The sequence below is a fragment of the Streptomyces sp. NBC_00647 genome (assembly GCF_045207245.1).
GTDB lineage: Bacteria > Actinomycetota > Actinomycetes > Streptomycetales > Streptomycetaceae > Streptomyces.
Map to the genome: position 1 here is coordinate 2,917,463 of NZ_CP109040.1, position 25,000 is coordinate 2,942,462.

A 25,000-nucleotide genomic window follows, 5' to 3' on the forward strand; every position below is an offset into this window, starting at 1 on the left:
CGTCTATATTTCTGAACACTCCCACGCTAAGCCGCCACCTCGGGGCCGGTCAAGCACGCAAACCCGCAACACGGAGGCGGATTTCACCCCTCCGCGCGACACTTGACGCAGCACGTCAGCGATCCTTAGCGTGTCCATGGATGTGAATGTCGTACACGCATACGGCCGCCCGGCGGAGTTCCCGCCATGGCGCATCGGCCCGCACCGAGGAGACCCCCGCATGCCCGCACCCCGCACCGTTCTGCTCACCGGCGCCGCCGGCGGACTCGGCACCCTGATGCGCGGGCTGCTGCCGCGGTACGGCTACGAGCTGCGCCTGCTCGACGTGCTCCCGGTCGAGGGCGAGCCCGACGCGATCACCGCGGACCTCGCCGACCGGGCGGCGCTGCGCGAGGCCGTCCGGGGCGTCGACGCGATCATCCACCTCGCGGGCATCTCCCTGGAAGCCTCCTTCGACAAGATCCTCAAGGCGAACATCGAGGGGACGTACAACCTGTACGAGGCGGCGCGCGAGGAGGGCGTGCCCCGTGTCGTCTTCGCCTCCTCCAATCACGCGGTGGGCTTCACCCCCCGCCCGCAGGGCGACGATCCCCTGATCCCGATCGACACCCCGCGCCGCCCGGACACCTTCTACGGCCTGTCCAAGTCCTTCGGCGAGGACCTGGCGCAGTTCTACTGGGACAAGCACGGCATGGAGACCGTCTCGGTGCGCATCGGGTCCTGCTTCGCGGAGCCCACCAGCGTCCGCATGCTCTCGGTCTGGATGAGCCCCGAGGACGGCGCCCGCCTCTTCCACGCGGCCCTGACCGCCGACGGCGTGGGGCACACGGTCGTCCACGGCTCGTCCGCCAACACCCGTCTGTGGTGGGACCTCTCGACCGCGCGGGCCCTCGGCTACGAACCGCGCGACGACTCCGAGCCGTACGCCGAGAAGCTCATCGCCGAGCAGGGCGATCTCGACCCCGACAATCCGGACCACGCCCACCTGGGCGGCCACTTCACGACACACCCGCCGATCTGGCCGTACTGACGCGGCGGCGGGAAGCGGGACGGCGGGCGGGCACCGAACGGGCCCGCCCGTTCCCGTGTTCGGGCACGGGCCCTGCCCGATCCCCCCTCCCCACCCGCTCCGCCCCAGGTCCGCCGCGGGCAGCAAGGGCGTCGAACGGGCACAGCCGGGCAGCATCGGGCATGCAACAGGCCTGGTCAGTGGCCGATACCCGCTGTAGAACTTCCCTCAAGGGCTCCACCGGGCCCGAACGGGCAGTGCGCGACGGAGCGCGAGGGAGCGGGTGACGGCCATGACGGCGATGACGGCGGAAGAACGGCAGCGCGAGATCGTCCGGGCCGCGCGCCGCACGGGCTCGGTCGACGTCACCCGGCTCGCCGGCGAACTGGGCGTCGCCAAGGAGACCGTACGACGCGATCTGCGCACCCTGGAGGACCACGGCCTGGTGCGCCGCACCCACGGCGGTGCCTACCCCGTGGAGAGCGCCGGTTTCGAGACGACGCTCGCCTTCCGGACCACGAGCCACGTGCCCGAGAAGCGCCGTATCGCCGCCGCCGCGGCCGAGTTGACCGGGGACGCCGAGACGGTCTTCGTCGACGAGGGGTTCACCCCGCAGCTCATCGCCGAAGCACTGCCCAGGGACCGGCCGTTGACCGTGGTCACCGCCTCCCTCGCCACGGCCGGAGCGCTCGCCGAGGCCGAGAACACCAGCGTCCTGCTGCTCGGCGGCCGGGTCCGCCCCGGCACGCTCGCGACCGTCGACCACTGGACGACGAAGATGCTCGTCGGCTTCGTCATCGACCTGGCGTTCATCGGCGCCAACGGCATCTCCCGCGAACACGGCCTCACCACCCCCGACCCGGCGGTCAGCGAGGTCAAGGCACAGGCGATCAGGGCCTCCCGGCGCACGGTCTTCGCCGGTGTGCACACCAAGTTCGGCGCCGTCAGCTTCTGCCGGTTCGCCGACATCAGCGCCCTGGAGGCGATCGTCACGAGCACGCTGCTCCCGGCGTCCGAGGCACACCGCTACTCGCTGCAGGGCCCGCAGGTCATCCGCGTCTGAAACCCGACCCACTCCCCTCTCCACCCCATGTGAAGGCCCGATCCACCCCCTCCGGGGCACCCCCATGCCTCGCGCCGCCCTTTGTCTCCCCCTTCCTCCAGGAGTGATCCATGCGAACCCCGAGCCGACGGAGGCCGCGCGCGCTGCTCGCCGCGGCCGCCGCAGGGACGCTGCTCACCCCGCTCCTCTCCGGCTGCTGGACCGGAGCGGGCGGGACGGGCTCCGGCGGGAACTCCATCAACGTCCTGATGGTCAACAACCCGCAGATGGTCGAGCTGCAGAAACTCACCAAGGCCCACTTCACCCGAGAGACCGGCATCAAGGTGAACTTCACCGTGCTGCCGGAGAACGACGTCCGCGACAAGATCAGCCAGGACTTCGCCAACCAGGCGGGCCAGTACGACGTCGCCACCCTGTCCAACTACGAGATACCGATCTACGCCCGCAACGGCTGGCTGCACGAGCTGGACTCGTACGTCGCCCAGGACAGCGCGTACGACGAGCAGGACATCCTGGGGCCCATGCGGCAGTCGCTGACCGCCGACGACGGAAAGCTCTACGGGCAGCCGTTCTACGGCGAATCGTCGTTCCTGATGTACCGCAAGGACGTGTTCGCCGCGAAGGGCCTGAAGATGCCCGCGCACCCCACCTGGCAGCAGGTCGGCGACCTCGCCGCCCAGGCGGACGGCGCCGAGCCCGGCATGAAGGGCATCTGCCTGCGCGGACTGCCCGGCTGGGGCGAAGTCATGGCTCCGCTCACCACCGTGGTGAACACCTTCGGCGGCACCTGGTTCGACAAGAACTGGAAAGCACGCCTGGACTCCCCCGAGTTCGAGAAGGCGACCGAGTTCTACGTGAACCTCGTGCGCGAGCACGGCGAGTCCGGCGCGGCCCAGTCCGGCTTCGCCGAGTGCCTCAACAACATGACCCAGGGAAAGACGGCCATGTGGTACGACGCCACGTCCGCCGCGGGCCTGCTGGAGGCCAAGGACTCCCCGGTCAAGGGCAAGCTCGGCTACGTGCCCGCGCCGGTCGAGAAGACCGGGTCCTCCGGCTGGCTCTACACCTGGGCCTGGGGACTCCAGAAGGCCTCGCACAACTCCGACAAGGCCTGGAAGTTCATCTCCTGGGCCTCCGGCAAGGGTTACGAGCAGCTGGTCGGGGACACCACCGGCTGGTCGAACGTCCCCGCGGGCAAACGCGCCTCGACGTACACCAACGCCGCCTACCGCGAGGAGGCCGGGGCCTTCCAGGACATGACCCGCGAGGCCATCGAGGGCGCCCGGCCCCGTGACCCCGGCGTCCAGCCGCGCCCCGCGCCCGGCATCCAGTTCGTCGGCATCCCCGAGTTCACCGACCTCGGCACCAAGGTCTCGCAGGAGATCAGCGCGGCCATCGCCGGACGCCAGTCCGTCGACACGGCGCTGAGCAAGTCCCAGAAACTCGCCGAGAAGATCTCCAAGGAGTACGAGGGACGATGACCGCCACGACAACGGCCCGCGTGGCCGCTCCTCCCGTACGCACCCTCCGGCAGCCGTCCGCCCGGCTGCGCGCCTGGGCCCGACGCGGCCCCCTGCTCCCGGCCCTGATCTTCATGATCGCGGTGACCCAACTGCCCTTCGTGGCAACGCTGGTGATCTCGTTCTTCGACTGGAACGCGCTCTATCCGAAGGCCCGCCACTTCACCGGCCTCGGCAACTACACGGACGTGCTGACCGACGCCGATCTGCGGCACTCCGTCTGGACGACGATCCTGCTGACCGTCACCGTGGTCCTGGTCAGTCTGGTCCTCGGCCTCGCCCTGGCCCTGCTCCTGGACCGGAGGTTCCGGGGGCGCGGCATCGTCCGCACCCTGCTGATCGCGCCCTTCCTGGTGGTCCCGGTCGCCGCGGCCCTCCTCTGGAAGCACGTGCTCTACAACCCCGAATACGGCCTGCTCAACGGGCTGTTGCACTACGTCGGCGGGCCACAGCCCGACTGGATCTCCAACACCCCGCTGCTCGCGGTCGAGGCATCCCTGGTCTGGCAGTGGACGCCGTTCATGATGCTGATCCTGCTCGCCGGCCTGCAGAGCCGCGACCACCAGCAGATCGAGGCGGCGCGGGTGGACGGCGCGAACGACTGGCAGGTCTTCCGCCACCTCACCCTGCCGCACCTGCGCCGCTACCTCGAACTGGGCGCGCTCCTCGGCTCGATCTACATCGTCCAGAACTTCGACGCGGTCTTCACCCTCACATCCGGCGGCCTGGGCACCGCCAACCTGCCCTACACCGTCTACCAGAGCTTCTACCAGGCCCACGAGAACGGCCTTGCCTCGGCCGCCGGCGTCCTGGTCGTCATCGGCTCGATCGTCATCGCGACCTTCGCCCTGCGCGTGGTGTCGTCCCTGTTCCGCGAGGAGGGATCCCGCTGATGAGCGCCACCGCGACACCCGCCCGCCCCCGCGGTACCAGGGGCGCCGGTCTGGGCCTGGCGGCCTGGGCACTCGGCATCGTGTTCTTCCTGCCCATCGCCTGGATGGCGCTGACGTCCTTCCACTCGGAGTCGGACGCCGCGAAGAACCCTCCGTCCTTCGGCGCGGCCCTGACCCTCGACGGTTACCGGGAGTTCTTCGGCACGGGCGGCGGCGCGAGCCCGTGGCCCGCGCTGATCAACTCCACCGTGGCGTCGGTGGCTTCCACCCTCCTCGTCCTGCTGCTGGCCCTCCCGGCGGCCTACGCGCTCTCGATCCGACCGGTGAGGAAGTGGACGGACGTCCTGTTCTTCTTCCTCTCGACGAAGATGCTGCCGGTGGTGGCGGGCCTCCTCCCGATCTACCTCTTCGCCAAGAACACCGGCATGCTCGACAACATCTGGCTGCTGGTCGTGCTCTACACCTCCATGAACCTGCCGATCGCGGTGTGGATGATGCAGTCGTTCCTCGCCGAGGTGCCGGTCGCGGTGATCGAGGCCGCGCAGATCGACGGCGCGCGACTGCCGACCGTGCTGGCCCGCGTCGTAGCCCCCATCGCCCTCCCCGGTATCGCGGCGACGGCCCTGATCTGCTTCATCTTCAGCTGGAACGAGTTGCTGTTCGCCCGGGTGCTCACGGGTGTGGTCGCCGAGACCGCCCCCGTCTTCCTGACCGGATTCATCACCAGCCAGGGCCTGTTCCTGGCGAAGGTGTGCGCCGCGTCGCTCGTCGTCTCCCTGCCGGTGCTCGCCGCGGGGTTCGCCGCCCAGGACAAGCTGGTCCAGGGCCTGTCGTTGGGAGCCGTGAAATGAAGGCCGCAGTCATCGAGTCCGTCGGCCGCGCCGTCGTCGCCGAGGTCCCGGACCCGACGCCGGGCCCCCGCGAGGTCGTGGTCGAGGTCGCCGCCTGCGGCCTGTGCGGCACCGATCTGCACATCCTCCAGGGCGAGTTCGCGCCCGAGCTGCCGATCGTGCCGGGCCACGAGTTCGCGGGCCGGGTGGTCGGCGTCGGCACCCGGGTCACCGAGCTCACGGTCGGCGACCGGGTGGCCGTCGACCCCTCCCTGTACTGCCACGAATGCCGGTACTGCCGTACGGGCCACAACAATCTCTGCGAGCGGTGGGCCGCGATCGGCGTGACCACCGCGGGCGGCGCCGCCCAGTACGCCACCGCCCCCGTCGCCAACTGTGTGAAGCTCCCCGAGCACGTCGGCACCCAGGACGCGGCCCTGATCGAGCCGCTCTCCTGCGCCGTCCGCGGCTACGACGTCCTGCGGTCCCGGCTCGGCGCCCACGTCCTCGTCTACGGCTCCGGAACGATGGGCCTGATGATGCTGGAGCTCGCCAAGCGCACCGGCGCGGCGAGCGTGGACGTCGTCGACGTGAACCCCGAACGGCTGGCCACCGCCCGGCTGCTCGGCGTCTCCGCGTCCGCGGCGAACGCCGACGAACTGGACCGCCCCCAGGGCTGGGACGTGGTCGTCGACGCGACGGGCAACGCGGCGGCGATCCAGGACGGACTGGACCGGGTGGCCAAGGCGGGCACCTTCCTCCAGTTCGGCGTGGCCGACTACGCGACCCGGGTCACCATCGACCCGTACCGCGTCTACAACCAGGAGATCACCATCACCGGCTCGATGGCCGTCCTGCACAGCTTCGAACGCGCGGCGGAACTCTTCGCCGCGGGCGTCCTCGACCCCTCGGTCTTCATCAGCGACCGCCTCCCGCTGGCCGACTATCCCCAGGCGCTGGAACGGTTCGCGGGCGGCGTGGGAAGGAAGATCGTCGTAGTGCCCTGAACGCCGATCCGAGCGGCGGGGGCGAAAGATCATACGCCCCCGCAACTCACTCTTGGGTAAGGGAACGGTAAAGCGCCTTTGCTCGTTACCCCAGTCATGACAGCTATGACGCCCGGCTCGAACATCCCTCTCCCCGTCTCGCGCGTGACGGTGGACGTCACCGCCCCGGTGCGGCTCGACGTGTCGAGCCTGCTGCTCACCGCCGACGGCAAGGTGCGCTCCGACGAGGACTTCATCTTCTACAACCAGCCCTCCGGCCCCGGCGTGACCTACCGCTCCGGCGGCGGCACGGCACCGGACGCGATCACGGTCGACACGACCGCGGTTCCCCCGGGCATCGAGAAGATCGTCGTCACCGCGAGCCCCGACGCCGCGGGCCAGTCGTTCCAGGGCATCGAGCCCACCGCGACGATCCGCAACGCGGACGACAACACGGTCCTGGCCACCTTCACGCCTCCCCAGCTGGGCACCGAGACGGCCCTGGTGATCGTCGAGGTCTACCTCCGCAACGGCGCGTGGAAGGCCCGAGCGGTCGGACAGGGCTACGCGAACGGCCTGGCGGGCATCGCCACCGACTTCGGTGTGAGCGTGGAGGAACCCGCCCCGGCCGCCCAGCCCGCCCCCGCGGCGCAGCCCCCGGTGACTCCCCCGGCCCCGCACGTGGACCCCCGCCTCACGGCCCCGCCGGCCCCGGCCGCTCCCCCGGTCCCCCCGGCGCCGCCCGCCGCCTCCGGCAAGATCAACCTCGACAAGGGCCGGGTCAGCCTCCAGAAGAACCAGACGGTCTCCCTGGTCAAGGGCGGCAGCCCGTTCCTCGCCAAGGTCCAGATGGGCCTCGGCTGGGAGCCCGCGTTCCGCGGCAAGGACATCGACCTGGACGCCTCGGTCATCGCGTACGGCCCGCAGCGCAACCACATCGACAGCTGCTACTTCGGCAAGCTCTCCATCGTGAACGGCGCGATCAAGCACTCCGGCGACAACCTCACGGGCGAGGGCGGTGGGGACGACGAGGTGATCACCGTCGACCTGGGCCGCCTCCCCCAGGAAGTCACCGGCCTCGTCTTCACGGTCAACTCCTTCTCCGGCCAGAAGTTCACCGAGGTGGCCAAGGCCTACTGCCGCCTCCTCGACGCCGCCACCGGCGAGGAACTCGTCCGCTTCGACCTCACCAACGCCGAGGCCCAGACGGGCGTCATGATGGCCAAGCTGATCAAGCAGTTCTCCGGCGAATGGGAAATGACCGCCATGGGCGACTTCGTCAAGTCCCGCACCGTCCGAGGCATGGTGAAGCCGGCCGCCCAGTCCCTCTGACCGGCTGAAGCTCCGCACCCGGGCCACGGATCACCCGCGGCCGTCCACACCCGGGCCACGGATCACCCGCGGCCGTCCGCACCCGGGCCACGGATCAGCCGCGGCCGTCCACGCACCCGAGCCACGGATCAGCCGCGGCCGTCCACGCACGGGAGGGGCCGTGCCGGTACATCCCTGATGTCCGTCGCTTACGTCCGGATCGAGCAGCGGCTCCCGTTGAGAACTGACGTCTGATCCAGCGGCGACGGACTGGGATGTACCGGCACGGCCCCGACCCACCCACCGGACCCGCACCGGAAACCGCAGAGGCACAGGCCCAGACACAGGCACCGCACCCGGAACGCCCGGACGCCTACGCCCGCAACCCCTCAGTCAACAACGACAGATACCGACGGATATACGCCCCGTCACCATTGGCGAGCTCCGACGCACTGGCCACCCCGTGCGCCAACCGCAGCACCTCGATCGGCTCCACATCCGCCCGCAGGGCCCCGTCCCGCTGAGCCGCCTCGACCAGCCGCGTCGCCGCCGCCTTCACCGAGGCCCCACACCGCGTCAGCACCTCGGAGCTCCCGTCCGCGACAGCCGACCCGAGCAGCGCCTTCAGCCCGCGGACCTGGATCATCCCCTCGCTGAGCTCGTTCAGCCACTCCACGAGGGCCGCACCCGGCGCCAGCTCCGCCGCGATCTCGTCCGCGCGCACGGCGATCGCCTCGATGGCGTCCACATAGACGGCCTCCAGCAGCGCCTGCCGCGTAGGAAAGTGCCGGTAGAGCGTCCCGGATCCCACGCCCGCCCGCTTGGCGATGTCGTCCAGGGACGCGCCTTCCCCGTGTTCGGCGAACGCGACCGCAGCCTCCGCGAGAAGCCGCTCATAGTTCCGCCGCGCGTCCGCCCGCATCGGCTTGACCTGGGCCATTCAGATACTCCTTGCGAACCGGGGACCCTCTCCGTATCTTAGCGAGGGTTAAACGGAGACAGTCCCCGCTTATCTCGGCGGGCAGTCCGTGCTGCCCACCCGCACCGTACCGGGGACGCCAGACCGGGAGCACTCCATGTCCACCCCGTCCACGCCGTCCACCCCGTCCACGCCACCCCCCACCGCCGGACCGCCCCCCGCCGACGGGCCCCCGAAACCCTCGAAACCACCCCACCGCACCAGCCCGGCCACCACCCTCCTCGTCATCGTGGCCGCCTACTTGATGGTCGGCGTCGACTCCACCGTCGTCAACGTCGCGCTGCCGGACGTCCAGCGGGACCTGGACTTCACCCCCACCGGCCTGTCCTGGGTCCTCAACACCTACACACTCGCGTTCGGCGGCCTGCTCCTCCTCGGCGGCAGGATCGGCGACATCGCGGGCCGCCGCCGCACCCTCACCGCCGGCGCCCTGCTCTTCGCGGCCTCGTCCCTGCTCGGCGGCATCGCCACCGAGAGCTCCTGGCTGCTCGCGGCCCGCGCGCTCCAGGGCGTGGGCGCCGCGCTCATCGCCCCCAGCACTCTCGCCCTCATCACCACCAGCTTCCCCGAGGGCCCGCGCCGCCACCACGCCCTCGGCGTCTACTCCTCGATGGCCGGGATCGGCGCGTCGATCGGCCTGATCCTCGGGGGCATGCTCACCTCGTGGGCGTCCTGGCGCTGGTCCCTGCTGATCAACGTGCCGATCGGCATCGCGGTCGCCGCCGCCCTCCCGCGCGTCGCCGCCGAGACGCCGCGTCACGCGGGCCGGTTCGACGCGGCGGGGGCACTCACCGGCACGGCGGGTATGACCTCACTGGTCTACGGGTTCATCCGGGTCTCGGAGGAGGGCTGGAGCGACACCCGGGCGATGCTGGGCTTCAGCGCGGCGGCGGCCCTGCTCGTCGGTTTCGCCCTGGTGGAGGGGCGCGCGGAGCAGCCGATCATGCCGCTGCGGCTCTTCGCCGACCGCAACCGCGCGGGCGGCTACGCAGGTGTCCTGCTGCTGCCGGCGGGCATGTTCGGCGCGTTCTACTTCCTCACCCTCATCAGCCAACAGGCCCTGGAATACAGCCCGTTGCGTACCGGCTTCGCCTTCCTGCCGATGACTCTGATGATGTTCACGACCGTGCGTCTCGTGCCGCGGCTGCTCCAGCGCTTCGGTGCGAAGCCGGTCCTGCTCACCGGCATGGCGCTGATCGCCCTGGCGGCGGGCCGGCTGTGGCTGCTGGACCCCGGCGACGGCTATCTGTCCGGGCTGCTCGGCCCGTTGCTGCTGATGGGGCTGGGCGTCGGCCTGAGTTTCCTGCCGCTGAACGCGACCATTCTCGCGGGCATCGGGCCGCGCGAGGCGGGTGCCGCATCCGGACTGCTCCAGACCCTCCAGTGGCTCGGCGGCACCCTCGGCCTGTCCGTTCTCGTCACGGTCTTCGGCACGGCGACCCGGCAGGCACACGGCTCACGGTCGGAGATCCTCGTCGAGGGCTCGGCCCGCGCGTTCGGCGTCGGCTCCCTGATCGCCCTGGCCGCCCTGCTGCTGTCGGCGCTCGTGATCACGGGCAAGGAACGCGAGCGCGCCGTCTAGGACCTGTTCTCGCCGGACCCGGCGAACACAAGCGTGCGGCCCGCACCGAGTGCGGGCCGCATCTGCCGATCAGGTCCAGGGACCATACGCGTCGCCGCGGCCCGGAAGCCGCAGTCGTCGCGCGGGCCCAGGGCGAGTCCGCGTCCCTTCCTCAGGCCCAGGGCCAGTCCGCAGCCCTCGCTCAGGCCCAGGGCCAGTCCGCAGCCCTCCCTCAGGCCCAGGGCCAGTCCGCGTCCCTCGCCTGCTCCAGAAGCGGCACCATCCGGAACGCCGCGTCCGAGAGCCCTCCGAAGGTGTGCCTGTTCGCCTTGCCCGACGGGCCGTGCCCCGCGCGGTATCCGGCGAGGTTCCAGGTGTAGACCGGTACGTGCGCCGGGACCTGCTCGGTCGGGTCGCCGTAGTGGCTGTACGTGGCCTGCTCGTCGGTGACGATGAGGACCCGGTCGTGCTTCTTGTAGTGCGCGCGGACCGCCTCGCTGGTGTTGGTGCCGCCGAGGTCGCCGAACCGCTCGATGACCTTGAGCACCGACTCGCCCTTGCGGAACTTCACCCGCTTGCTGCTGGTGCCGAACTCGACGAGATCAGCGTCCGCCGCCCGCAGCGCGAGCGCCGTGCCGAAGATCGCCGCCGCGTCGGCCCGGTTGAGCTCCGAGCGGTCGGACAGCCGCGAGTAGAACATCGAGCCCGAGCGGTCCACGAGCACCAGCGTCCGGCCGGGCAGCGCGGGCACGTTGGCCAGCGAGTGGCCGAGCGCCTGCTCCAGCGGGTACGACCAGCGCAGCGACGGGGCGTGCTGGTAGGCGGCCAGGTAGCGGAACGGGAACTGCCGCGAGCGCGCGACCTCCGCCGGGTCGCTGATCTTCGCGGCGACCTGGGCCGCCACCTCGTCACTGACCCCCGCCGCGTCGAAGTTGCGCAGGTTGCGGACGAGCGCCATCGCACCCATGGACGGGATCACGGCCTCCCAGGCCGCCTTGTCCATCGGTCCCTGCAGCCAGCCGGCCAGCGCCTCCCACGTCATGCCGGCGTCCGCCAGGCGCTGAGCGCCGTCCGCGCCGGTCACGACCGCGCGCCGCTCGTCCGGCCGCAGCGCCATCAGATCGCGATGGGCGGCGAGCACGGGCAGCGACGTGGGGACGACGGCCGTGTCCGGGTTGTGACGCCGGTCCAGCGCGTACTGGAACAGGTCGCCCTGCCACGCCTTGCCGGGGTCCGGCGCCGCGTGCACGAGGTTGAGGATGTCGCCGAAGCGGTACCCCTTGGACGCGGTGTCGTACTTCAGCAGCGACTTGCCGCTGTAGAGACGTCGTACGGCGTCGGCGACGCCCCGCTTGACGGGCTTGGGCACGTTGCGGCCGTACTGGGACGTCCAGTAGGCGAGCAGCTCGCCCGGCTCGTCCGGACGGCGCAGCACGGAGGCGATGACCTGCCGGTTGGCGGGGCCGTCGGTGGCGCCCGCGTCGAGGCGTGCCTTCACGTACTCGGCGGCGCCCACGAGCGAGGCGGTGCGCAGGTTGCCCTCGCCGCGGAGCCAGCCGAGCAGGGCGGCGGTCCAGGACGGGTCGGAGACGGCGAGCTCGCGCACGAGCTTGGCGAACCGGTCGTCGCGAGCCGCGCCGGCCTCGTAGAAGGTCTGCTGCGACACGAAATTGGCGATCGCCAGAAGAAAGAGCTCGGAGCGCGCGTCGCGCTCCTGGCCCCGGCCGCCCTGGTGCGTCCGCAGTACACGGCCGGTGGACGTCACGCGGGAAGTGGGCTGGGCCTTCGCGGCCTTGGTGTTGAAGCGTGCCATGGTGAATTCCCCCGAATTCGTTGTACGACGGTGACGTCGTGTTTCGGAGGGAGGCACAGCAAATGGAGGGTGCCCGAGGTCGGAAGTCGGCGACGGACTTGCGCAGATGCTCTACCGATTGAGCTACACCGACCCGAAAGTCGATGACGGGATTTGAACCCGCAACCCTCTGATCCCAAATGAAGTAACCGTTGCCTGCGCACCGGGCACCCACCATGAGCTGCGCCTCCCGAGATCAAGTCGGCTGCGGCGTGGTTTCTTTGAGAGAGAAGTAGCCGCGGCCCGCGCACCGGGAGGTGCATGAAGTTGTGGTGTCCAGAGTTCAGGTCGGCGGAACCGACGTAGGTGCTCTGACCCCTGAGCTACACCGGCGCGTTGTACCGGTGGCGGGACTCGAACCCGCGGCCGCCCCATTATGAGTGGAAGTAGGTCCTGCCTTCGCACCTGGACAGGCATCACTTTAGGAGGGCGGCCGCGCGTCGGGCGAGCGAATTAAATCGCCGCGGAAACGGCGGGAGTTCAGCCTCGCTTCTGGCGCTTCCAGGGGCCGGTGATGGCGAGCATGATGCCCGGCACCTGGATGTTGGCGAAGAGGGTCCTGCCGTCGGGCGAGAAGGTGACGCCGGTGAACTCGCTGTATTCCGGGGCCTCGGCGGTGCCGATGTTGAGCTCGTTGCGGGCGATCGGGTACGTGCGGCCGCTCTCGGTGGCGCCGAAGAGGTGCTGGACACCTTCGCCGTCCTCGGCGATGACGAGGCCGCCGTACGGGGAGACGGTGATGTTGTCGGGGCCGTCGAAGGCCCCGTCGACGGACGGGTCGGGGTTCACGCCGATGAGGACCTTCAGCGTCAGGGTGCGGCGCTTGGGGTCGTAGAACCAGACCGCTCCGTCGTGCGCCTGGCCGGGGCTCTCGGTGCGGGCGTAGGAGGAGACGATGTAGACGCCGCCGTCGCTCCACCACATGCCTTCGAGCTTGCGGGCGCGGGTGACCTGGCCGGCGGTGAACTGCTTGCGGACGGACACGGTCCTGGCGTCACGGTCCGTGACGTCGACCCAGTCCACGCCGTACACGGTGCCGATCTTCGTGGCACGGGAGAGGTCGTCGACGAACTTGCCGCCGGAGTCGAAGCACTTGAAGGCCTGGAGCGATCCGGCGTCGTCGGCGAGGGTACGGAGCTTTCCGTGGCCGTGCTCGAAGCCCTGCGGGGGCGTCCAGCGGTACAGCAGGCCGTTGGGGTTCGAGGCGTCCTCGGTGAGGTAGAGGCGGTCACGCTTGGGGTCGACGACGACGGCCTCGTGCGCGTAGCGGCCGAGCGCCTTGATCGGCTTGGGGTTCCGGTTGCGGCGGCGGTCCTCGGGATCGACCTCGAAGACGTAGCCGTGGTCCTTGGTGAAGCCGTTGGTGCCGGCCTTGTCCTCGGTCTCCTCACAGGTCAGCCAGGTGCCCCAAGGGGTGTTGCCGCCTGCGCAGTTGGTGGCCGTGCCGGCGATGCCGACCCACTCGGCGACCTTGTCCCGGCGCACCTCGACGACCGTGCAGCCGCCCGCGGCGGCGGGGTCGTAGACGAGACCCTCGGTGAGCGGCACCGGGTAGGGCCAGTTGGCGCGGGGGCCGGCCAGCTCGTGGTTGTTGACCAGGAGGGTGGCGCCGCGCGGGCCCTCGAAGGTGGACGTTCCGTCGTGGTTGGAGGGCGTGAACTCGCCCGACTCCAGCTTGGTCCTGCCGCTGTGGGTGATGACGCGGTAGGAGAACCCGGCGGGCAGGGAGAGCAGGCCCTTCGGGTCGGTGACGAGCGGACCGTAGCCGACGCCGCCGTGCCCGGCGGCCGCCGGTTCCCCGGCCGCGCCTTCCGTGTCCGTCTCCGTGGCGGCGAGGGCGTTGGGTGCGGTGGCGAGGGCACCGACGCTGCCGACCAGGGCCACGCCTGCACCGGTGATCGCGGACTGTCTGGCGAAGTCCCTGCGGGTGAGCGACATGTGATGTCTCCTGTGACGGTGGACTCGGACTGTCGTGGGGGGCGGGTGGCGGCCTCGGTTGCGGCCACACGGTCCCGCCCCCGTCTGAACGCGAGTTGAACGCCCGCCGACTTCAGGGGTCCCGCTTGCGTGAATCCACCCGACCGGCGCAGGGGAACGCCTGCCTCCGGGGAACAGTCCGTCCGGGCGCCGGGCGCCCGGGGTCACCGGCGTCTCACCCTCCCTGTTGCGACCGCGCCTTGAACGCCGCCTTGCGCGCTTCCTTGGCGACCTTCTTGTCGGGGTGCAGGCGGCCCATGGCTTCCAGGACGTCCGGGGCGGCGGGGTGATCGACTCGCCAGGCCGAGTCGAAGAAGCCGCTGTGCTGCTGGGCCAGCCCCTCGACCAGGGCCTGGAGTTCGGTGGAGTTCCCTTCGGCGGCCAGCTGTGCCGCCACCGTGTCGATGGTGAGCCAGAAGACCATCGCCTCGGACGGCGGGGGCACGTCGGGCGCGTCGTTCTCGGAGAGCCAGACGCGGGCGAGACCGCCCAGTTCGGCGTTGTCGAGGACCTCGCGCAGCGCGGGCTCGGCCTCCATGCCGACCAACGAGAGCGCCTGCTGGCAGTGCAGGCGGCGCAGCGGGGCGCCCGGGTCCGTTCCGCGTGCCGCGGAGAGCAGTTCCCGGGCGGCGGAGAGCGGTTCGCGCCGGGCGAGCCACTGCTCGATCTCGGCCTGGGCGGCGGCCGCGGGGAAGCCGGCCGTGCCGTCCAGGAGCGTGTCCGCGCCCTTGTCCGCCAGCTCGCCCACGGCGGGGGCGGAGAAGCCCGCCTCGGTCAGCCGGGCGCGCAGCCCGTACAGACCGAGCGGCGTCAGGCGGACCACGCCGTACCGCGATACGTCCAGGTCGTCGACGGGGGCGGCCGGCTCCTCGTCGGCGTCCGCCATCAGGGCCTCGTCGACGGGCTGGAAGTCGACGAGGCCGATGGGCTCCAGCAGCCGGAACTGGTCGTCGAGCCGCATCATGGCGTCCGAGACCTGCTCCAGGACGTCGTTGGTGGGCTCTCCCATGTCGTCGGGCACGATCATCGAGGCGGCGAGCGCGGGCAGCGGCACCGGCACCTCGCCGAGCGCGTTCTCGCCGACGGTCAGCAGATACAGGTTGCCGAGCACCCCGTCGAGGAACTCGGCCTCCGCCTCCGGGTCCCAGTCCAGGGAGGAGAGGTCGATCTCGCCGTCCTCGCCCATGGCTTCGACGAGATCGTCGAGGTCGGGGACGCTCGCGTCGGCCAGCACGGTGTCGAGCGCGCCGAGCCAGACACCGAGGACGTCCTGCGGGGCGCCGGAGGTGAGCACGGCGAGGTCCTCGCCCGCCTCGACGGTGCCCTCCTCCTCGTCCACGATCTCGACGAGCCCGGTGTCGACGGCCACCCGCCAGGCCTCACCGGCGAAGGCGGCCGCGTCGTCGCCGGACAGGCCGAGGACGCCGGCCGCCTCGGGAAGCTGCTCCTCGACGAGTTCACCCCCCGCCCCCACCCGGGTGCCGGGGCCTGCCCAGCGGGCCAGCCGCGCGGCGCGGGAGAGCAGCGGCGCGGCGAGCGCGTCCCGCGCCAACTGCGCCTCGGAGAGCAGCCGCACGGGCGGCAGGGAAGAGCTGTCTGACATCGGCTGAGTTCTCCTCCGAACAACCACGACAAGCAGGGCAAGCGGTTCGGGCGGGGTTCCGCCCGACGCCGCGCCGAACGGTGGCGGGCACCGTCGACCGCGGCGGGCATCGCATCCCGCGGGGCGCCGGCGGAATCGGGAATCCGAAGGCGGCCCGGGAAGTCCGTGCCAACGGCTCAGCCTAGACGGATTTCCACCCATGCCGCCCGGTTCATGTGTCCAACAGGTCTCGTACACCGCTGAAACCTTGACAACTCCCCTCACCACACACGAGATTGACGCGCGTAGAAGTTCAACGGCCGTGCGGTCCGTCCACTTCTACGCGCGTCACCGGCCCGCACGCAGGTCGCGCTCCCCCCACAGTCCACCCTCGTCCCGGCGCTCATGAACGTCCCCGGAGGGATTCCCTTGCCGAGCAAGAGAACCGCGCGCATCGGCGCGCTGACCGTCGCCGCGGTCTGTTCCACCATCTCCGCCGTGGTGCTCACCACACCGGCCCACGCGGACACCGTCCACATCCACGACATCCAGGGCACCACCCGGACCTCCCCGCTCGCGGGTGCGAAGGTCACGGACGTGGCCGGCATCGTCACCGGCGTGCGGACCTACGGTTCGTCCAAGGGCTTCTGGCTCCAGGACTCCGCCCCCGACGCCGACCCGGCCACCAGTGAGGGCGTCTTCGTCTTCACCAGCTCCGCCCCCAAGGTCGCCGTCGGCGACTCGGTCGCGGTGACGGGCACGGTCTCGGAGTACGTCCCGGGCGGCGCCTCCAGCGGCAACCAGTCGGTCACGGAGATCACCAAGCCGACGGTCACCGTCGTCTCCAGCGGCAACGCCGTCCCGGCCGCGACGGTCGTCGACGCCAGGTCCGTGCCGAACGCCTACGCCCCCGCCGGCGACACCGCCGCGAGCGGTTCGGTCAACGGCCTCACCCTGGAGCCGGCGAAGTACGCCCTGGACTACTACGAGTCCCTCGAGGGCATGAACGTCCAGGTCGCCGACGCCCGTGTGGTCACCGCCACCGACCCGTACTCGGAGCTGTGGGTCACGGTGAAGCCGCGCGAGCACGCCACCCACCGCGGCGGCACGGTGTACGGCTCGTACACCTCGCAGAACACGGGCCGGATACAGATCCAGTCCCTGGGCGCGACGGCCGACTTCCCGACCGCGAACGTCGGCGACAAGCTCGGCGGCACCACCGCGGGCCCGCTCGACTACAACCAGTTCGGCGGCTACACCCTCGTCGCCAACCAGCTGGGCACCCTGGAGAAGGGCGGCCTGGAGCGCGAGACGACGCGGAAGCAGTCGCACGGCGAGCTGGCGGTGGCGACGTACAACGTCGAGAACCTGGACCCGGCCGACGCCACGTTCGACGCCCACGCGTCCGCGATCGTGAACAACCTCAAGTCGCCCGACATCGTGTCCCTGGAGGAGATCCAGGACAACAACGGCGCGACGGACGACGGCACGGTCTCCGCCGACCAGACGGTGCGGAAGCTCATCGACGCGATCGTCGCGGCGGGCGGCCCGGCGTACGACTGGCGGTCCATCGACCCGGTCAACGACCAGGACGGCGGCGAGCCCGGCGGCAACATCCGCCAGGTCTTCCTCTTCAACCCCGAGCGGGTCTCCTTCACCGACCGCGCCGGCGGCGACTCCACGACCGCCGTCGGTGTCACGAAGGTGCACGGCAAGGCGCAGCTCACCGCGTCGCCCGGCCGCATCGACCCGGCGAACGAGGCCTGGAAGAGCAGCCGCAAGCCGCTCGCTGGCGAGTTCGTCTTCCGCGGCCACACGGTCTTCGTGATCGCCAACCACCTCAACTCCAAGGGCGGCGACCAGGGGCTGACGGCACAGTTCCAGCCCCCGGCGCGCAGCTCTGAGGTCCAGCGGCACGCCCAGGCGACCGCGGTGAACGCCTTCGTCGACGAGATCCTGAAGTCGCAGAAGAACGCCGACGTCATCACGCTCGGCGACATCAACGACTTCGAGTTCTCCGACACGGCCAAGATCCTGGAGGGCGACGGCGAGCTCTGGTCGGCGATCAAGTCGCTGCCCAAGAGCGAGCGTTACACGTACGACTACCAGGGCAACGCCCAGGTCCTCGACCAGATCCTGGTCAGCCCGTCGATCCGCAAGGACTGCGGCCTGGAGTACGACAGCGTGCACATCAACTCGGAGTTCTCCGACCAGATCAGCGACCACGACCCGCAGGTGCTGCGGTTCCGTCCGTAGTCGCTCGGGTACGCGAGAGCCCGGCCCCGTCGTCCGGGGGGCCGGGCTCTTCGCCTGCGCGGAGTCCCGCCTGCGGGTCAGCCGGCGAAGACTCCGTCGAGCCAGCTCTTCCAGGCGGTCTCATTGCCCTTGGCGTCGGCGTCGGGCGCGAAGTCGTGCAGGCTGATGCCGACCGGAGCGCCCCAGCGGTTGCGCCCGAAGAAGCGGATGAGCGCGTTGTCGGTGCGCAGCCCGATGAAGTACGGGTTGCGGTAGTCGACGACGGCGTCGAAGACCTCGCCGCCGGGTCCCTGGGCCCGGACCCGCGCGCCCTCGGCGGTGTCGTCCGTGAGGCCCAGCGCCCGTCCGACGGCGGCGAAAGCGTCCGAGGCCGTGGACGCGCCGGGTCCCTCGAAGGTCGCGAAGGCGACCGGGCGGCCCGCGAAGTGGGTCACGTACTCGCGCAGGGTGTGCAGGTAGAAGTCGGTGTGCTTGTCGGCTCCGTCGTACTGGTTGTCCCAGTCGTCGGTGAAGATGCCGCTGTGCACGTACCGCACCCAGGAACGCCGGCCCTCGTCACGGGCCTCGATGGTGTGGTCGATCTGGTTGAGGCTCTGCGTCGGGAACCCGACGTCCTCGCTGCGCACGGTCAGCCGGTGCGGCGGGTCCCAGGCGGTGATGGTGCTGCCGAAGGGGCCGGCCCCGCCCTCGCGGGGCTCGTACTCCATGGGCCACAGCCAGCCGCCGCTGCCGCTGGTGATCGCGTCCCACATCTGGTCCGGCGCGACGTCGACCTCGTACTCGCGGGCGATCTCGAATTCCTTGGGCATGATCATGACTCCTGGGTGATCAGCGGGCGGCTTCGCCGTCCGCGGGGGCTTCCACGGCTTCGGGTCCGGCAGCCTCGGGTCTGAGCGTGGGGTGCACGGCGAGGACGATCCGGTGCGGGCGCCCGCCGTCCGCGTCCCCGTCGTGGTACTTGCGGATGAGCGCGCCGACCCCGGCCGTCAGCTCATCGATGAACGCGGCCCGGTCGGCGGCCGAGGCGAAGGTCACCTCACCGTCGAGGGCGTACGTCGCCAGCCGCTTACGGGCCTTCGCGGCGCCGGTGATGAGCGAGCCGACGTCCCGGACGAGCCGGGCGCCGAGCGCGAGCAGCCAGCGGGCGGAGAGCTGGTCCCGGAAGCGGTCCGGATCCGGCTGCACGGCGGCCAGCGCGAGCGGCGAGATGACGTACGACGCCGCCGTCGCGCGCATCAGCCGCTCGGTGACATTGCCCTTGCGGCGCTCGCCCGCCAGCTCGACCAGGCCGTGCCGCTCCAGCGTCTTGAGGTGGTAGTTCACCTTCTGCCGGGGCAGGCCGACCCGGCCGGCCAGCATGGCGGCCGACGCGGGTCCCACGGCCAGCTCGGCCAGCAGCCGGGCCCTTATGGGGTCCAGCGACACGGCGGCGGCCTCGGCGTCCTCGATCACGGTCACGTCCAACATGACTCCACCGTCCCACCGAAAACTTTTTTTGTCCAGACGACACGAGTCGTCGGTTAATCGCCGTCCTGCGGTGGCCGGGGTCGCGAGGGGCCGGGGTCGCGAGGAGGTCGGGGGGCGAGGAGGCAGGGGGGCGAGGGGGGCGAGGGGGCCGGGGGGCCAAGGGGCCAGGGGCCGAGATTCCGCGGCCCGGCTGCCTCCGGGGGGCTTCATCGGCCGGATTCGGGCAACACGCCGGTCATGGACGAGAAGCGACCGGAATCGAAGCGGCAGGCTCTTCCGGACACGGGCACGGGCACGGACACCCGGACGGCGGGGTCCGCCGAGAAGGTCCGCCCCGCCCGGCTGCCCGCGCGGGCTTGGTGGGCCGTGTCGTGGCGCACGGCGAAGGAGTTCCGGGACGACGAACTCGCCGACCGCGCGGCCGCGTTGACGTACTACGGCGTGCTGTCGCTGTTCCCCGCCCTGCTGTTGGTGGTGTCCCTGCTGGGCGTCATGGGACAGCGCGTCACGAACAGGCTCCTCGACAACGTGGGGGACCTGGCGCCGGGCCCGGCCCGCGAGATCCTCCGGGACGCGGTGACACAACTGGGCGACAGCGGCGGTACGGGCAGCGTGCTCGCGCTCGTCGGACTGCTCATGGCGCTGTGGTCCGCGTCCGGGTACGTCGGCGCGTTCATCCGTGCGTCCAACGCGGTGTACGACCTGCCGGAGGGCCGTCCGGTCTGGAAGATCACACCGCTGAGGCTGGCGCTGACCCTCACGCTGATGCTGCTCCTCACCGGGAGCGCGATCATCGTGGTGTTCACCGGACCGCTGGCCGAGCGGGCCGGCACCGCGATCGGGTTCGGCGACGCGGCCATCACGGTGTGGTCGGTCGCCAAGTGGCCCGTCCTGCTGGTGTTCGTCGAGCTGATGATCGCCCTGCTGTACTGGGCCGCTCCCAACGTCTCCGGCCGCGGCTTCCGCTGGTTCAGCCCCGGCAGTGTCGTCGCCACGGTGATCTGGCTGGCCGCGTCCGCGGGATTCGCCGTCTACGCCGCCGGCTACGGCTCCTACAACAAGACGTACGGCACGCTCGCGGGCGCCATCATCTTCCTCGTGTGGCTCTGGCTCACCAACCTGGCCATCCTCCTGGGCCTGGAGTTCGACGCGGAACTCGCCCGCCAGCGGGCCATCACCCACGGCAGGCTCCCGTCCGAGGAGCCCTACGTCGAGCCCCGCGACACCCGCAAGTGGCCCCCGCGCCTGCGGGCGTTGCGCGCGGCCCGGGAAAAGGTGGAGACGGGAATCACGCCGATGCGCGAGGGAGCCGAGCGGGACGCCGCCGAGCGGGTGTGACACGCGGACGGGGAGGACGGCACACGATGCGGCGGCGAACCGGACACCGGTTCGCCGCCGCATCGCTCCCCTCCAACTCCGCGGACGGGCCTCGACGGCGCCCTCGACGGCCGTTGTACCGCCCTCGGAGCGGGCTCACGGCGAGGAGGACCCCGCCTTCGCTCGCTCGCTCGCGAAGGCACGGGTACCCGGAGCCGCCCGGGCTATCCCTGCGGACCCGGGTCGTCCAGACGGGCCAACTGGCTCTGGAACCAATCGAGTCGGGCTTGGAGGAGCGCCGCCTCGGCGACCAGCTCGGAGACCCCGAGGCCGGCCGTGGCGACCACGGCGCCGTCGGCGGCCCGGACCCGCAGGCCCTCACCGGCCAGCCGCGCGAAGGAGGCCAGCGAGAGGGACGTACGGCCCCGAACGCATCCCGCGCAGGCGGCCGTCAGCGCGCGCCAGCCCGGACGTCCCCAGCCCGCGTCGGCCAGCGCTCCGGCCACGGCGCCGCAGGCGCAGGGGCCGACGGTGGCGGTGCGTACCCGCTGACGGGCGTAGCGGAAGCCCCGCTCGAAGCGGATGTAGGCGCCGAGGACGGCGACTTCGAGGAGGACGGCCGCCCGGTGCTCGGCCGTGCACAGCATCGCCTCGGCGGCGGCGGAGTCGTGCACGCAGTGGAAGCCGCAGTCGCAGCGGCGGTGCGGCGCGCGGTGCCGCCGTCCGTAGACACAGCGCGCCTCGTCCAGCACTCCGTACGGCAGCGCGCCGCCCAGCGATACGCCGGTGAACCCGGCCCGGGTGCCGTCCTGGGACAGCACCGGGTGGGCGATCTTGTATCCGGTCGGCGGCTCCGTCGGACGTTCCTCGGGGAGCCGCAGCCTCATCGTCCGGCCGGAACCTCTTCGGGCACGGAAGCCTCCGACTCCTCGATGATCTCGGGGAGTTCGAACGCGTCCTCGTGTGCGTGGGCCTGCTCTTCCGCGACTCCGGTGGCGAGTGCCTTGCCGAGCCTCATGACGCCTCCCGCTCTGCCGACGACTTACGTCCTCGCCATGGTGACCCATGACGGGCCGGTTTGGCACCAGTGCCTCGACCCGGCTCCGGCGGACCCGGCCGGCCCGCGGCGGTCCCCGTCCTCGACTCCGTCCTCGTCTCCGCCCTCGACTCCACCCCGAAATGCGTAGCATCCGTTGCCTGTATCTCGTAGAAGAATTAAGTGGAGCTTCACAGTGGGGCGGCCGAGACTACTTCCATGACCGTTCCGAGGACCGTTCCCCCGACCACCGCCACCGTGGCCGCCTCTCCGGCCACCCCGCGCGCGACGTGGTCCGTCCCTGCCTTCGGCCGTGCCCTGTGCGCGATGATCACGCCGTTCACGGAGGCGGGCGCACTGGATGTCGACGGCGCGCAGCGGCTCGCCGAGCGGCTGGTGGCCGAGGGCTGCGACGGGCTCGTGCTCTCCGGGACGACGGGCGAGTCGCCGACCACGACGGACGCCGAGAAGGCAGCGCTGGTGCGGGCGGTGCGGGAGGCCGTCGGTGACCGGGCGGCGATCGTGGCGGGCGTCGGGACGGCCGACACCCGGCACACCGTGGAGCTGGCCCTGGCGGCCGAAAAGGCGGGCGCGGACGGGCTGTTGGTGGTCGCGCCGTACTACAGCCGGCCTCCTCAGGACGCGGTCGAGGCCTATTTCCGGGAGATCGCGGACGCCTCGGGGCTGCCCCTCGTGCTGTACGACATCCCGGGGCGCACCGGGACCCGGATCGAGCCGGAGACGATGATCCGGCTGGCGGAGCATCCGCGGATCGTGGCGGTCAAGGACTGCGCGTACGACCTCCTCGGCACCCAGAAGGTGCTGGCACGAACGGAGTTGGCGTACTACGCGGGCTGCGACGAGTACGTCCTCGCGCTGTACGCGATCGGCGCGGCCGGGTACATCAGCACGGTCGCCAATGTGGCACCCCGTCAGTTCCGGTCGATCCTGGACATGTTCGACGGCGGGGACACCGTCGGGGCCGCTCGCCGCCAGCGGCAGCTGCTTCCTCTGATCGAGTCGATGATGTCGGCAGGTCTGCCCGGCGCGGTCACCGCGAAGGCGCTGCTCGGCTCCCTCGGTCTGCCCGCCGGCCCGGTGCGGGCGCCGCTGCGGCCCGTCGACCGCGAGGCGGTCGACGGGCTGCTGGCGGCGTACGAACGGCTGGCGGCCGAGGCGTCCTGACGGGTGGGGCCGACCCCCGTCCGCCCCCTTCCGTCCTGACCGGCGAGGACCCGCCTCCACGCGGTCCCGCCCCTAGGCCCAAGGCCCGACGTCCGACGCCCGAGGCCCGGCACTCGACACCCGGCGCCCGACGCCCGACGCCCGGCGCCCTGCGCCCTGCGCCCTGCGCCCGATGCTCAGCGCCTCAGCGCCTCAGCGCCTCAGCGCCTCAAGGCCTCAGCGGCCAGTGCTCAGCGATGCGCGAAGACCGGAGTCCAGCGGCCGCCCGCAGCGTCGTCGCCCTTGCGGAAGCCGCTGAGCGGGACGACTTTGTCGCTGCCGACGGTGACGAGCATCAGCTGGTTGTGGAACTCGTTCGTGCCGGGCGCGATGTCCCAGGCGATCAGCCGCTTGTTGCCGACCCAGGTGAGCAGGTTCTGCCCGTGCACCTTGGCCACCCGCTTGCCGGTGTAGGGGTCGTTGATCTCCGACGCCGTCGTCTTCGCCCCGCCCGCGAACTCACCGGCGGCGAGCCTGCCGTCCGGGGACAGGCGCGCGTCGTAGTACCAGTGCACGTACTTCTCGATCGCGGGCTTGGCGACCTTGTTGCCCTTGAGGTCGTAGAACTGGTCGTGGGGCTCGGTGGTGAGCCCCGAGTAGACGAGCTTGGCGTCGCGGCTGAACCTGAAGTCCTGGCGGGTGTCGACGTCCTCCATGTCGGGGACCTCGCTCCAGGAGGTCTCGCCGGAGTCCACGTCCGCGATGTAGAAGCCGGTCCGGTGCGCGTCGCCGAAGTGCGTCGTCCAGTCGTTCTTCTTGCCGTCCCCGTTGCCGTCGTAGTCCACCTTGTAGACGAGATCCGGATTCTTGCCGTACGCCGTCGCGATGAGCTGGTGGCCGTCGGGGGAGAACTCGACCGACGCGACTCCCCGGTCCACCGGGATCCAGCGCTCGATCCTGCCGGTGAGCAGGTCGAGCAGACCGATCCGCTGGGCCGGGAGCTCCCTCTCCAGGACGGCGGCGGTCCGCATCCCGGGGGCCACGCTGACGAACGACCACTTGGTGGACTTCACATACTTCCCGGTCCTCTGGTCGAGAAGGTGGTAGGTGCGGTTGTAGACCGCGACCGTCGCGGATTTCTCGACCCTGGCCCGGGTGTAGTAGGCGGCCAGCGCGGAGTCCCCCGCGGCGATCAGGTCCTTCGGCGGCGACTGGTCCGGATGGGCGATGATGTCGCTCCGGTTCATCTCGCTCGCGAGGCGCCCGTCGTGCTTGGTCACGTCCCTGGTCTGCGACTGGTCCGGACCGGTTGTGGGGCCCTCGGGCCCCGACGGGGCCGGGTGAGGGGTGGAGTCCCTCCGGTTCATCTCGGTCGCGAGGCCCGCGTCGTCCTTGCCGGGGCCCAGCAGCGGTACCGCCACGGCGACGGCGACGACGGCGGCGGTGGCCGCGGCGACGGTCGCGAACGTACGGTTCCGGCGGCGCCGCCTGACGGTCAGCACCCGGTCGGCGAAGTTCGGTCCCAGCGGCGGCTGTTCGGTCGCCTTCCACCGGAGCGAGTCGCGTACCAGTTCTTCGACGTTCATGTACGCACCTCCACGGGCGAGAAGTCACGGGACGGCCGGGCTTCGGAGTGGTCCGGGCCGATTGCGGCGAGTTCGGGGGCGAGGACACGCAGTCGTGCCAGCGAGCGGTGCGTCGTGGAGCGGACGGTGCCGACCGAGCAGCTCAGGAGCCGGGCCACGTCCATCTCCGGCAGATCCTCGAAGTAGCGCAGCACCAGGACGGTGCGCTGCCGCGGGGTGAGGCGGGCGAGCGCGCCGCACATCACCACGCGTAGTTCGGCGGCGGCCGGGGCGTCCCCGCCCGACGTCGCCTCCGGGGGCTCGGCGACACTCAGTTCCCGGCGTGGCCACTTCAGCCGCCAGCGGCTCACCTGCCGGCGGTACAGGATCTGCCGTATGTACGCCTCGGGGTCATCGATCCGGTTCCAGCGATCGGCGGCCTTGATCAGGGCGTCCTGCAGCAGATCCTCGGCCGCGTGCCGGTCCCCACCGCTCAGCAGTACGGCCGTCTTGAGGAGCATGGACGACCTGTTCGCCACGAACTGCCGGAAACTCTCCTGCCCTGCGGCATCCATCGTCACCTTCTCTTCCCCGGCGGACCCTGTGCCCGACCCCTGTACTCCTTGTGACGT

General features: G+C 71.0%; 21 protein-coding genes. 11 read left to right on the forward strand and 10 right to left on the reverse strand.

Annotated features, from left to right (window positions below; genetic code table 11):
- Positions 1-220: 220 nt before the first annotated feature.
- The 7 genes from OG788_RS12875 (at position 221) to OG788_RS12905 (ending at position 7,633) form a co-directional block, all read left to right on the forward strand.
- Positions 221-1,030, forward strand: coding sequence for an NAD(P)-dependent oxidoreductase (locus OG788_RS12875; RefSeq protein ID WP_356471815.1), 810 nt, complete (start codon positions 221-223; stop codon positions 1,028-1,030).
- 271 nt (positions 1,031-1,301) lie between these two features.
- Positions 1,302-2,072: a DeoR/GlpR family DNA-binding transcription regulator gene (locus OG788_RS12880; RefSeq protein ID WP_406370831.1), complete on the forward strand. Its 771-nt coding sequence runs from the start codon at positions 1,302-1,304 to the stop codon at positions 2,070-2,072.
- Between the two features lie 110 nt (positions 2,073-2,182).
- Entirely contained in the window at positions 2,183-3,553 is a 1,371-nt protein-coding gene (locus OG788_RS12885) for an ABC transporter substrate-binding protein (protein ID WP_406370832.1), read from the forward strand.
- Positions 3,550-4,485, forward strand: a complete 936-nt coding sequence (locus OG788_RS12890) for a sugar ABC transporter permease (RefSeq protein ID WP_351546217.1) — start codon at positions 3,550-3,552, stop codon at positions 4,483-4,485. Before OG788_RS12885 ends, OG788_RS12890 begins: the two co-directional genes overlap by 4 nt.
- Complete coding sequence (locus OG788_RS12895) at positions 4,485-5,336, forward strand: carbohydrate ABC transporter permease (protein WP_406370834.1); 852 nt, start codon at positions 4,485-4,487, stop codon at positions 5,334-5,336. The genes OG788_RS12890 and OG788_RS12895 overlap by 1 nt, the downstream gene beginning before the upstream one ends.
- Complete coding sequence (locus OG788_RS12900; protein ID WP_406370835.1) at positions 5,333-6,322, forward strand: zinc-dependent alcohol dehydrogenase family protein; 990 nt, start codon at positions 5,333-5,335, stop codon at positions 6,320-6,322. The genes OG788_RS12895 and OG788_RS12900 overlap by 4 nt, the downstream gene beginning before the upstream one ends.
- A gap of 105 nt (positions 6,323-6,427) precedes the next feature.
- Positions 6,428-7,633, forward strand: a complete 1,206-nt coding sequence (locus OG788_RS12905) for a TerD family protein (protein ID WP_406376737.1) — start codon at positions 6,428-6,430, stop codon at positions 7,631-7,633.
- A 352-nt stretch (positions 7,634-7,985) separates the two neighbouring features.
- Here the strand turns inward: OG788_RS12905 and OG788_RS12910 are convergent, their stop codons facing one another.
- Complete coding sequence (locus OG788_RS12910; protein ID WP_406370837.1) at positions 7,986-8,552, reverse strand: TetR/AcrR family transcriptional regulator; 567 nt, start codon at positions 8,550-8,552, stop codon at positions 7,986-7,988.
- 136 nt (positions 8,553-8,688) lie between these two features.
- Between OG788_RS12910 and OG788_RS12915 the strand changes: the two genes are divergently transcribed.
- Positions 8,689-10,173 carry an MFS transporter gene (locus OG788_RS12915; protein ID WP_406370839.1) on the forward strand — a complete coding sequence of 495 codons (1,485 nt, stop codon included), beginning with the start codon at positions 8,689-8,691 and terminating at the stop codon, positions 10,171-10,173.
- A 211-nt stretch (positions 10,174-10,384) separates the two neighbouring features.
- Here OG788_RS12915 and OG788_RS12920 read toward each other — a convergent pair whose 3' ends face one another.
- From OG788_RS12920 to OG788_RS12930, 3 genes are all read right to left on the reverse strand, one after another.
- Complete coding sequence (locus tag OG788_RS12920) at positions 10,385-11,965, reverse strand: TROVE domain-containing protein (RefSeq protein ID WP_351546232.1); 1,581 nt, start codon at positions 11,963-11,965, stop codon at positions 10,385-10,387.
- Between the two features lie 519 nt (positions 11,966-12,484).
- Positions 12,485-13,942 carry an alkaline phosphatase PhoX gene (locus OG788_RS12925; protein WP_406370841.1) on the reverse strand — a complete coding sequence of 486 codons (1,458 nt, stop codon included), beginning with the start codon at positions 13,940-13,942 and terminating at the stop codon, positions 12,485-12,487.
- A gap of 214 nt (positions 13,943-14,156) precedes the next feature.
- Positions 14,157-15,584, reverse strand: a complete 1,428-nt coding sequence (locus tag OG788_RS12930) for a hypothetical protein (RefSeq protein WP_406370843.1) — start codon at positions 15,582-15,584, stop codon at positions 14,157-14,159.
- Between the two features lie 408 nt (positions 15,585-15,992).
- Between OG788_RS12930 and OG788_RS12935 the strand changes: the two genes are divergently transcribed.
- Positions 15,993-17,819 carry an endonuclease/exonuclease/phosphatase family protein gene (locus tag OG788_RS12935; protein ID WP_406370845.1) on the forward strand — a complete coding sequence of 609 codons (1,827 nt, stop codon included), beginning with the start codon at positions 15,993-15,995 and terminating at the stop codon, positions 17,817-17,819.
- A gap of 77 nt (positions 17,820-17,896) precedes the next feature.
- Here the strand turns inward: OG788_RS12935 and OG788_RS12940 are convergent, their stop codons facing one another.
- On the reverse strand, positions 17,897-18,628 hold the full coding sequence (locus OG788_RS12940) for an SRPBCC domain-containing protein (protein WP_351546244.1): 732 nt from the start codon (positions 18,626-18,628) through the stop codon (positions 17,897-17,899).
- A 19-nt stretch (positions 18,629-18,647) separates the two neighbouring features.
- Positions 18,648-19,286: a winged helix-turn-helix domain-containing protein gene (locus tag OG788_RS12945; RefSeq protein ID WP_356754052.1), complete on the reverse strand. Its 639-nt coding sequence runs from the start codon at positions 19,284-19,286 to the stop codon at positions 18,648-18,650.
- Between the two features lie 237 nt (positions 19,287-19,523).
- On the opposite strand from OG788_RS12945, the gene OG788_RS12950 reads away from it, so the two are divergent.
- Positions 19,524-20,624, forward strand: coding sequence for a YihY/virulence factor BrkB family protein (locus tag OG788_RS12950; protein WP_406370847.1), 1,101 nt, complete (start codon positions 19,524-19,526; stop codon positions 20,622-20,624).
- A gap of 203 nt (positions 20,625-20,827) precedes the next feature.
- On the opposite strand, the gene OG788_RS12955 is transcribed toward OG788_RS12950, so the two are convergent.
- Positions 20,828-21,490, reverse strand: a complete 663-nt coding sequence (locus OG788_RS12955) for a hypothetical protein (protein WP_356757969.1) — start codon at positions 21,488-21,490, stop codon at positions 20,828-20,830.
- On the reverse strand, positions 21,487-21,621 hold the full coding sequence (locus OG788_RS12960; protein ID WP_406370849.1) for a hypothetical protein: 135 nt from the start codon (positions 21,619-21,621) through the stop codon (positions 21,487-21,489). Before OG788_RS12960 ends, OG788_RS12955 begins: the two co-directional genes overlap by 4 nt.
- Before the next feature lie 237 nt (positions 21,622-21,858).
- On the opposite strand from OG788_RS12960, the gene dapA reads away from it, so the two are divergent.
- Positions 21,859-22,824, forward strand: coding sequence for a 4-hydroxy-tetrahydrodipicolinate synthase (gene dapA / locus OG788_RS12965; RefSeq protein ID WP_406370851.1), 966 nt, complete (start codon positions 21,859-21,861; stop codon positions 22,822-22,824).
- Between the two features lie 230 nt (positions 22,825-23,054).
- On the opposite strand, the gene OG788_RS12970 is transcribed toward dapA, so the two are convergent.
- Together OG788_RS12970 and OG788_RS12975 are read right to left on the reverse strand one after the other, a co-directional pair.
- Positions 23,055-24,389: a WD40 repeat domain-containing protein gene (locus OG788_RS12970; protein WP_406370853.1), complete on the reverse strand. Its 1,335-nt coding sequence runs from the start codon at positions 24,387-24,389 to the stop codon at positions 23,055-23,057.
- On the reverse strand, positions 24,386-24,943 hold the full coding sequence (locus tag OG788_RS12975) for a SigE family RNA polymerase sigma factor (protein WP_406370855.1): 558 nt from the start codon (positions 24,941-24,943) through the stop codon (positions 24,386-24,388). Before OG788_RS12975 ends, OG788_RS12970 begins: the two co-directional genes overlap by 4 nt.
- Positions 24,944-25,000 lie beyond the last annotated feature (57 nt).